This window comes from Thermodesulfovibrio sp. 1176 (assembly GCF_029946585.1).
GTDB lineage: Bacteria > Nitrospirota > Thermodesulfovibrionia > Thermodesulfovibrionales > Thermodesulfovibrionaceae > Thermodesulfovibrio.
The window spans coordinates 1-10,386 of sequence record NZ_JARZRZ010000010.1; the positions used below are offsets into that span (position 1 = coordinate 1).

6 protein-coding genes and 1 pseudogene are annotated in these 10,386 nt (G+C 34.0%); all 7 read left to right on the forward strand.

Annotation, left to right across the window (positions count from 1 at the left end; translation table 11 throughout):
- Nucleotides 1-185, forward strand: a pseudogene (locus QI155_RS10805) (conjugal transfer protein TraB); the annotation flags it as partial.
- A 14-nt stretch (nucleotides 186-199) separates the two neighbouring features.
- On the forward strand, nucleotides 200-901 hold the full coding sequence (locus QI155_RS10810; RefSeq protein WP_281321648.1) for a PH domain-containing protein: 702 nt from the start codon (nucleotides 200-202) through the stop codon (nucleotides 899-901).
- Nucleotides 889-1,353 (forward strand): TraV family lipoprotein, encoded by a 465-nt coding sequence (locus tag QI155_RS10815; RefSeq protein WP_281321649.1) that lies wholly within the window; start codon nucleotides 889-891, stop codon nucleotides 1,351-1,353. Before QI155_RS10810 ends, QI155_RS10815 begins: the two co-directional genes overlap by 13 nt.
- 17 nt (nucleotides 1,354-1,370) lie before the next feature.
- The gene (locus QI155_RS10820) at nucleotides 1,371-5,141 is read left to right on the forward strand and encodes an AAA domain-containing protein (RefSeq protein ID WP_281321650.1); all 3,771 of its coding nucleotides are present in this window, start codon (nucleotides 1,371-1,373) and stop codon (nucleotides 5,139-5,141) included.
- An 89-nt stretch (nucleotides 5,142-5,230) separates the two neighbouring features.
- Nucleotides 5,231-5,611 (forward strand): hypothetical protein, encoded by a 381-nt coding sequence (locus QI155_RS10825; RefSeq protein WP_281321651.1) that lies wholly within the window; start codon nucleotides 5,231-5,233, stop codon nucleotides 5,609-5,611.
- A 575-nt stretch (nucleotides 5,612-6,186) separates the two neighbouring features.
- The gene (locus QI155_RS10830) at nucleotides 6,187-7,581 is read left to right on the forward strand and encodes a conjugal transfer protein TraH (RefSeq protein WP_281321652.1); all 1,395 of its coding nucleotides are present in this window, start codon (nucleotides 6,187-6,189) and stop codon (nucleotides 7,579-7,581) included.
- The coding region (locus QI155_RS10835) for a conjugal transfer protein TraG N-terminal domain-containing protein (RefSeq protein WP_281321653.1) at nucleotides 7,578-10,386 on the forward strand (2,809 nt) is incomplete at its 3' end. The genes QI155_RS10830 and QI155_RS10835, both read left to right, overlap by 4 nt.

Below are 10,386 nucleotides of genomic sequence, written 5' to 3' on the forward strand. Positions count from 1 at the left end.
GCAAAATGGCACAGGCAGCAGTTGGTGCAGGAATACAGCAGGCAGCTCAGAACATACAGAAGTTTTATCTTGACCTTGCTCAACAGACAATTCCAATTATAGAAATTCAGGCAACAAGAAATGTGACCCTGGTGGTAAGTGAAGGCGTTGAGTTAGAGATAAAAGAATATAATTTCAAGCATTAAGAAGGAGTAATTTTATGAGAACAAAGCTACAGGAAGGCGAATATGTAATTTATATAGCAAAAAAACACTGGATAGTTTATCTGGTGGGGTTATTTATAGCAATGGCAATTTTTCTGGTAGCAGATTTTATAAAGCAAACTCTATGGGGAGTTTTTTTAGGTGCACTTGTAATGCTTTATGTTCATCTTGAGAGAAAATTCAATATCTGGGTAGTAACTAACAGAAGATTTATCGATGAGAGAGGAATTTGGGTTTTTTATTCAAAAGAAACGCCAGTTGATAAGATTAACAACATCACTTTTTCTAAAGACATATTAGGAAGAATATTTGGTTACGGCGGAATATTTATACAGTCTGCTGCTGAGCTTGGACTTACAAAAGCAAGCCTGATTGCAAAACCCGAGATGTTACAGGCAGCAATAATAGAAGCACAGAAGCAATTTATAGCTCAAAACATAGTTCCACCCGATACAGCACCATGCCCTGTGTGTAAAGAGTTGATAAAGAAAGATGCTCTCAAATGCAGATTTTGTGGAACTGTTTTAGTTGAAATGACAACAGAAAATCCTGTGCATGAAACAGTTAATACAGTGTTTATTCAGGATACAACAGACAAGCAAAAGAGAAGTTATCAGGAAACAGATGCTAAAGAAAATAATACCAATAATACAAATCAAGAAATATTTGAAAGGAGAGGAAAAGTATGGAGACCTTAATTAGAAAAGGAACAAAACTTTTACTTCTGGCAGTCTCTACAATAACCTTTGGTTGTGCATCAGTTATGAATCCTTACAGTGAAAATTTTACCTGTCCTATTATGGAAAATGGTAAATGTGTTTCTATTCAGCATGCCTATCAGGAATCTGTAACAGGTAAGCCTATCACTCTTGAAGAACAAAAATCTAAAAAAGAACAAACACAGATGGAATACTCTCCTGTTGAAGAAGCCTACAAGGATGCTCTCTTTACAAAACTGTCTCAGTTGCTTAAAGACCCTAAGACTCCTTTAATTGCACCGCCCAAAGTTGTAAGAGTAATGATTTTACCTTATCAGGATGCAACAGGCAAGGAGTTTTATTCTGCAAGATATGTATATACTATAGTAGAGGAACCTCAATGGATACTGCAGAACTTAAAAAGTTTGCCACTTGAGGAAGAACAGTATTAGCAAACTTAGAGGGAATAGTGGATTATTCAAGTTTAATTGATTCTTGGAAATATTATTTAGAGCTTGAAGAAGTTTTTAATTTAGAGATAAAAGTTGAAAGTGTTAAGAATTATCAATTATATTGCTTGAATAAGACTGGTTCTATTGTTATCCCCGAAGGAAACAAAGTAAAGATAAGTTTTCATGACAAGGAATTAATTGATTACTTAGCAGAACAGAGAAATAATGAAGAACAGTATAAAAATTTTTATTTGCTTTTCCCTCTTATCGAAAAGCGAACTTCCAAAGAGACAAAGTTCTGTCCCCTTTTTGTTTTTCCTTTTACAGAAAAGTTAGCTGATATTCTAATGTGCAAAGTAGAATACAAAGTTGTAAAAGATTCTGAACAGCTTGATTCAGGTAAAGATGAAAATTTTGTAATTTCTAATGAAGATAGAGAAACTAAGTGGTATGTAAACGAATTTAATTTAGAGGATTACATTGATTATATTCCATGCCGTCCTGTTTTTAAAAACATATTAAACTTTGATGAGGAAGAGTTTGATATTATTTTTTCTGGAAAATCTTTTGTTACTGCCTTAAGAGAACTTCTTGATTTGGATGATGAAACAACTTTTGAGGATATTTATGAGGAACTGAAAAGATGGTGTGAAAATAGGCTGAAAATTTTTAAACAAAGAGGAGTAAAAGTTTCCTTTTTTGATTTTCTAATTCTTGATGAAAATTTCAATCTCATACAGAATGAAAAAATAAAAAAACAATTAAGTATTCTTCAATCATCAGAATTTAATCCTATTTATGATAAAGATTCCTCAGTTTATGAATATGTTTATGGCGAACAAAAGACAAGTTTTGACGAATATAATATACCTTCTGAGGAGGTATGGTCTGGAACTTTTCATACATATTCACTAAGTTTTGGTCAGGCTCTATTATTACAAAAGTTCGCTGCAGGGGAGAAACTAATTGCAGCCCAAGGGCCACCGGGGACTGGTAAAACAACTGTTTTAATGGCTTTAATAGCTCATACTCTTACTCAGAGAGCTCTGTCCATTGCAAAATATGGAATTGATTATCCTTCGGCAATTCTTATTTCTTCAACTGCAAATCAAGCTGTTAGTAATACCGCACGAGAGTTTAAAAAAGAAAAAAATTTTAGAGGGTTTAAAATTTATGAAAATGGTGGATTTTATTTTAGTTATATTGGAGGACAAAAATCTAAGGATTTCTCAATATCTATAGCAAGATTTGAAAGATTAAAAAAACATTTGGAAAATATAAATCTTAAAGAATCTGAACTTGAATTTCAAAAGGTTAAAGAAAGATTATTATCTCTTTATGATAAACTCCAAAATCGTCTTCAAAAAATAAAAAGTTTAAAAGAAATATATCAAAAACTAAAGCTTTCTCTTGCTGAAATAGATAATCTTTATCCTGATTTAAATGGCAAGATTGATAATTTAACTATTGAAGTTCAAAAAATTAAAGAGTTACTCAGAAAAGATTTTAACTATTCTATTCCAGAAAATGTGATATTAGTAAAAGATTTATGTAACAAGCACAAAGACTGGATAGAAAAGTTTAAAAAGAACTCAGTCTCTAATTTAAATTTTGATGATTTTTTAGATATAGTAAATTCATCTCTGGAAAAAGATATTATAAGCCTTCAACTTTACTTTAAAAATAGAACTGTATTAGACAAAATCATCAACATATTTACCCAAAAGGAAGAAAAAATACTTAGTTCTTTTCTGGCAATAAACAGTAAGTTTTTTGAAAAACTTCAGATTACACACAGTTTAAAAAAGGAAGAAATTATAAATAATTTAAACATAGCTTACCAAAAAATAAAAGAAATCAAGGAATTAATAAATCAAGTTGTAGATGAAAAACTGGTTAAATACCCGAAAGTATATGAGAAATTAATTGATTTTCTCAATCTAAATGATGAGCTTGGCAAATTAAACGCAATAAAACAGAAAAGAGATAGTCTGTTAGAGGAACTTGAAAAATTAAAACTTGATCCAATGTTTAAATATGCAATGAGGCAGGATGGCATTTTTGAGCTTTGGAGAAAAACTTATTATTTAAGAACAAGGACTATGTTTTTGCTGTCCATGAAATTTTTACAATACTATGCATATATTAATAGTAATGAAGTTATTCGATGTCTTGAACTTTTTATTCAACTTTTCTCGCAGGATTTATATAGTGCAAAAAAGGAAATTACAGGCATTGGGGTTGAAGAATTTTATCGATTAATTTCTCTTGTCTGTCCTGTATTTTTATCCAGCTTAAATTCCTCTCCTTTTTTATTTGATAAGTTTATTTATCAAAACAACGGGCATACAGGAAAACAGCAAGAATTTTTGCAAAAAGGATTCAAACCTATTCACCTGTTGTTTATAGATGAGGCAGGGATGGCAACTCCACATTTATCGTATCCTGCTATTTATTGGTCTAAATTTGTGGTTTGTGTAGGAGACCCATTGCAGTTAGAGCCTGTAGTGCCTCTTGATAAATATACTCTTGAGTGTTTTCACGAAAAGTTTTATGGGACTGATTGTAAAAGTTCAAATAGATACTCCCCTGCTTTAATCTCTGTTTATCATAGAGCGGCAAGATGTGAAACTGGAAATCCAGAGCCTTCTAATGTTGGTCAGGCTGTTTTCCTTGATTACCATAGAAGATGTCAGGCTTCTATTGCTAATTTATTCTGTAAGATTGCAGGTTACAGAAAATTATATGTTGCTACACCACTTTTAGAAGGAGAAGATAAAAGAAAGATTGATGAGATGGGAGGGAAAAATCTCATATTCTATGATATAGAAGGACTACCTGGTCCTTACAAAAATACCAATTTAGGAGAAGTTTTTGCAGTTAAAGCAATTTGTAAGAAACTGGAAAAGGTTGGATATAATCTAAGTAAAGAGGTGGGCATAATAACTCCCTATGTGAATCAGGAAATTCTTCTGCAAAAGGAGTTAAAGGATTTAATACCTTCCCATCATATTGGAACAATTCATAAGTTTCAAGGTTCAGAATTCCCGGTGATAATTATGTCTTCAGTTGTGTTTAAAGACACTGATTCAGTGAGTTTTGTTGATGGGGCACCAAATTTATTGAATGTGGCGGTTTCACGAGCAGGAAACCTTTTTATTCTTGTGGGTTCATATAAAAAATTAATGTCAATTACCAGGTATTTTTCTAAAGCCATAGAGTTTATTAAAAATCATGGAATATTTATTGATTGTGTAGAATTTGATGAAACTCCAGACAGATTAAATAAAAAAAGAGAAATCGTTAACCTTGTTCAAAAAATAGACAGTTCGGTTTCAGCTCTTCAAGATGTGTTTTCTCATATTGAATATTTTAAATCTATTCCCCAAAAAGCAAAAAACAGGGTAATGATAGTTTCTCCATGGATAAAAGCAGATAATTTAAAAAGCTTTTCTTTCCCTATACTAAAGGATTTAGTCAGCAAAAACATACAGGTTAACATTATATACGGTTATTCAGTAGATGATATATTAGACTCAGAAGTGGAAAAAATGTTACGAAGTCTAAACACATTAGTTTTGAAAAAAATGCCTACTTTTACTCATTCTAAAATTATTGTTATAGATGATTCAGAACTTGTAGTAAGTAGTTTAAATTGGCTTTCAAATTCTTATTATAAATATTTGCCTGCTTCTGGTGAAACAAAAGCAATTATTAGAAATGAAGCAGGATTAGTCACTAATAATCCAGCAGTAATTAATAAAATTTTGAAAGTTTATAATTTTTAAGCTGGGCAGAAAACGGGAAATTATCTATAACAAAACAAATTCCTATTTTTTTCAATTGATTTTTCCTCTCTGGTGGGGTAAAATAAAGTATGAAAAAGACTGTGAAAATATTGCCGGTTTTGCTGGTATTCCTCTTAATTATTAATACAATAGCTTTTGCAAAGGAGACTTCGTTCACTCAGGAAGACAGGGACAGGCTGGTTCGGGTTGAAACTAGATTAGAGGAAGGATTAAAATCCCTGCAAAAACAGATAGACGATCTCAAGACCTTTATGCTGTGGGGTTTTGGAATACTTTTCGGTGGCATGGGAATATTGATAGGCTTTGTTATCTGGGACAGACGTACTGCATTAACACCAGTAATTAAAAGACAAAGAGAGTTTGAAGAAAAGGTAGAGAAAGCTCTTAAAGAACTTGCCAGGCAGGATCCCAGAGTGGCTGAAATATTAAAAAACGTGGGATTGCTTTAAAAAGACTTTATAGAGAAATTCTTTTCTTGGCATCTCTGTCATTAGATGAGCCTCAGTGGATACTTCAGAATGTAAAAACTGGAAAAACTAACAAAAGGAGGCTATATTATAAAAAACTTGAGTTTCATAGGTTTAAAACAAATTTTCAATTATTATTTTACCCAGAAAAAAACAGATAAAAATACTTGCTGCAAGAAAAGAAATAATCATTGCAATCATGAAAAGAGCATGTGCTAATTTTAAGCCAAACTCTCTTATAAATTCGATAATTCCCATATTGCTTATCTAATTACTTCTGTAAGCAGCTTTATCATCTCTCTCAAAAAAACAAAAGGAACAAGAAAAAAACTCCAATAATAACCATTCCAGTTGCTATATAAGACGGCAAATCAACTAAAAAATCTATTGTCTTTTCTAACTTATTAAGAAAGTTATCAAATTTATTGAGAAATTCTTTTCTGGTCATATTCATTTCCTTTTTGGATTGGTTCTTACTTAATATTACCCTTTCAGTGTGCTTATGAATTTTGAGGGGTAATATTTTATCTGATACAACATTTAAGGAGGAGATAAAAATGATAAAGAAAATAATTTCTATTTGTTTAATTTTTATCTTTACTTTCTCAACTGCTTCAGCTGGCTGGCTTGATGACTGGTTTGACCAGCAGGTATCTTCCGGTCCGAACTACTTTGAAGGACAGAAAAGAGGATACTTCACTGCTGGCTCATTCAGTGCGAGGATACCCTCGTCAACAGATTATCTGTTTAGTATAGAAGCACCAAGAATAAAAGCAGGTTGTGGTGGTATAGATGTTTTTCTTGGTGGTTTTGGTTTTACTAATTTTGAATACCTTGTGCAGAAGTTTCAGAGACTTATACAGGCAGCACCTGTTGTGGCATTTCAGATCGCACTAAATACGTTGAGTTCACAACTGGGCGTAGAGATGAAAGATGCTGAAAAAATAATTAATGCACTAAACTCTCTTCAATTAAATGAGTGTGCTATGATGAAGCCTTTTACTACTATAGATTTATCTAAAGGCAATGCAGAAAAACAGTTTATTGATGCTGCTCAGGCAGCGATAGAAACAACAGGTTTTACATCGTTGTATAAGAATTTAACAAAAAAGAAAGATAGCGTTGAGAACACAAGTGGCCAGAAAATTCCTCCTTCTGCTCAATATGAGGGTTGTTCTGCAGAATTGCGTCAACTTGTTACTTCTGGTAAAAACAGTCTTATTGGTTACTTAGCATCTCAGGGAGGATACTCTGACTTAGCTCCAATAATGAGGGCTATGATTGGCGATGTTGTAATAGTAGAGTCTGGTTCTTTTCCATATGCTGACCCTAAGCCATCCTGCCCAGAAAACGTATTTCAGGCTTTAAAGGAAGGAAAGATATACAAGAAAGATTCGCCAGATGGAAACTGTGTGCCTGAAAGTGCACAATCTTTAAATATAAAAGTTATTAACATTTTAAATAGTGCTTATACAAAATCAAAAGTAAAACAGTCTGGTGCTGAAAGTTATTCTGATTATCAGAATCTTGTTAAACTATCTCCTTTACCTGTTCATTTGCTTGTCAGATATGCAGTTGCAACTGGAGACACTTCTATATTAAACACATCTGCTGATCCTGTTGCTAAGGGATTGCTTTATCAGGCTTACAGCGATATTTTTAATAATTTAACCAAACTGGTGGATAAATTTAAAGATGCAGCAGCTAAAACAAATAATCCTTCCGAAGACGGTCTATGTAATGTTGATGTAAGCCTTATGTATGCAGCAGATGATTTAAGAAAAAGAATGTATGAAGGTTTTCAGGTTTTGTCAGAGATTTACGCTAAAAGTCTTGGAGAGTCACAAAAGTCTTTAGAGATGGCAAGTCTTTACAAGCGTTTTGAGGATATTGTATTTAGAGAGATAGCCTCAAAAGTTGGAAAAACAGTTGCAGAGAGGGCTCTTAAATGAAAAAATTGTTTTTAGGTTTTATATTTATTTATCTATTTTTGATTTTTTCCCCTTCTATGACTGAAGCAGGAACATGGGAATATATAACTCATAACGGATATGATGCAGCGGTAAAAGCATGGACAAGAGTAGGATTAATTTTTTCTGACAATAACTATAAAGGTCTTTTTATCTCGGTAATAGTTCTTGGAGCTCTTGGAATATTTATCGCAACTTATATTAGAACAGTTACAGGTGCAAAAAACAATGGTGTTTCATGGGCGGTTCCTGTTCTTGCAGGTATGGCAATATATACCGCCTTTATATTGCCAAAAGAAAAACTCATAATTTATGATGAGGCATTAAACAGAGGTCCACGAGAAGTAAGTGGAATTCCTCTTATAATAGCAACTTCAGCAGGAATATTAAATAAAATAGAAAAAGGATTTATTGATATTATAAGCACATCTTCTGATCCTGCCTCTGATTATAGATTAAATGCAGGCGGAACAGGCTGGCAGTTAATTGACCCTCCTTTATTTAGAGCAAATTTACCCATGAATGTTCAGGATACTATTGGAGAATATATCAGAAATTGTGTATATATGGAACTCTTAAGAGAAGGAACAACTCTTACTATAGACAAGATAGCTAATGGAGAGGTGCAGTTTAATGAAATTATAGAGCAAAGCAAAAATCCCTGGTGGTATACGAAAGAATACATAAGTAAATCTACAGGAAATCCTGCAACCTGTGAACAAGTAGGAACATTAATTATTAACACAATCAACCAGCATATAACTGATAATGATGGTGCATTGAATGCTGGACTGAAAGCAACCTGTGCGTCCAGAGGTTTTGATGTAACAAATGCAGCTTCTTTTAATGCCTGTAAAAGTTTGATGTTGTCTTCTGTTCAGTCTGCTTTTCCAAATCAAAGCGACCTTAGTAATATATTCAAACAAATGATTCTGGCTGAAATTATGAGATATGTTGTTGCTTCAGATTCTCCTGGAGTGGCAATGACGCTTATGGCTACGAGTCAGACAACTTCTCAGTTTATAGGCCTTGGGGTTCATGCAAACTCGTGGATTCCTGTTTTAAAAGAATCTTTAACAGCAGTTGCTATAAGCATAACTCCAATGATATTGCTTTTTGCTGCAACTCCTCTTGCAGGAAGAGCATTATCGTTATGTCTTGGAATGTTTGTATGGCTTGCAATGTGGGGAATAATAGATGCAGTAATACATGCATTTGGAGTTGATCTTGCTCAACAGGCATCTTCTGCCATTAAAACCGGCTCTGGAGAATTGGGGATAGCTTCAATGTTTGCGTGGCCCGGTTATACTGCCAAGATAGCTGCCACATTTGGAGCACTTCGCTGGTCAGGGCTTATGCTTGCCTCTGTAATATCAGGCATGCTTGTTAAATTTGGTGGCACTGCACTTGCCATGCTTGCAGGTTCTGTATCTGCAATGCCACAAAGCAGTGGTGCTGCATATGGAAGCAGTCTCCTTAAGAATGCAGGTGGAGTATTACAAAGTGAGATTTTGCCGACTCAGACATGGTCTAATGCAGCTGCTGCGATGGGTGGTTCCAGAGCATTAATGAGCGGGCTTGCAGAGAAAGGAGCGGGTGAATTAAGAGGACAGGCAAGATTCGGAATAGCAGCAGGAGCGGATAGAATAGAAAGTGCAACTTTTGGAAATTTAATGGGAGGAGCAGCAGGGGGATTAAAAACCTATAAAGATATGAGCATAGCAATGTCAATCGCAGGAGGTTCGAACTCATTAGATTCTCTTTCACGTTTAAAGCAAATGGGGATTGATATTAATTATGATAGACAGGGAAATCCTATTGTTCAGGGCTCAGGAGGAGGTGCTTTGCCTGTTACAGGCACATTCAATCCTCAAACAGGAAAGTTTGATAAAGGAATTTTTAAAGTGAATGATTCAGTAATAAGTTCAAAGATAAATCAGGCAGTAACTGCAAGACATGCTGCTCAGTTTGCTATGTCAGATGAAACTTTCAAGAGCTGGGCTGTTGATAAAACCAAAGAATATTTTGCAGGACAAAAGGGACAATTTTCAGAATCAGTTGGAAGAAGATTGGACAATGCTTTTGAACAACACTGGAGTGAAAGCCTTGACAATGTGAGAAATATACTGGAGAAAGAAGGTTTCACAAGAACTCATGAGGGAAGAGGAACTTCAGGATTGGGTATGGACATTTCTCTTAAGGACCTTAAAATTCAAGATGGAGCTGGTGGACGTCTTTTTTATGATTTTAAAACAAATAAAATTATATCATTTAAAGAGGATACAGGAACGATTACAGATGCAAAACTTTCGAAGAATGCTGAGGAAGGCATAAAGACTGCATTCAGGGATACTTTATATAAAACAGCAGATACTACTTTCACCACTGAAAGTGGTTTTAGAGATTTGAAAAAATTAGCTGCAAGTGAAGGTGGCAGGGCATCTCGGAAAGCTGATGAAGCATGGACGAAAGCTGAAGAGTTTTCAAAACAAGTAAGCATTGATTATGCTCCTTATTTAATTAATACAATGGTGGATAAATACTTAGGGGATAGAACACCAGAGAATTATCAGAAAGCGTTTGAAATGATAAGAGATGCTGTGGCAAGAGGAGAAACAGACAAATTAATGTCTGATCTTGGAATTAATTTTATAGACCCAAAACAGGTAGAAAACAAAATTAATACTGGCAAGCAGGGAATTGAGCAAAAACTTGTTGATATCAGAAAGGAGGTTGAGCCTTTTATTAAAAATCCATCCGGAGATCCGAAGGCAGTTCCCATTGCTG

Bases quoted from the DNA above. Each gene is read 5' to 3' on its own strand.
- QI155_RS10815 (WP_281321649.1), top strand. From the start codon at position 889: ATGGAGACCTTAATTAGAAAAGGAACAAAACTTTTACTTCTGGCAGTC.
- QI155_RS10830 (WP_281321652.1), top strand. From the start codon at position 6,187: ATGATAAAGAAAATAATTTCTATTTGTTTAATTTTTATCTTTACTTTC.
- QI155_RS10825 (WP_281321651.1), top strand. From the start codon at position 5,231: ATGAAAAAGACTGTGAAAATATTGCCGGTTTTGCTGGTATTCCTCTTA.
- QI155_RS10810 (WP_281321648.1), top strand. From the start codon at position 200: ATGAGAACAAAGCTACAGGAAGGCGAATATGTAATTTATATAGCAAAA.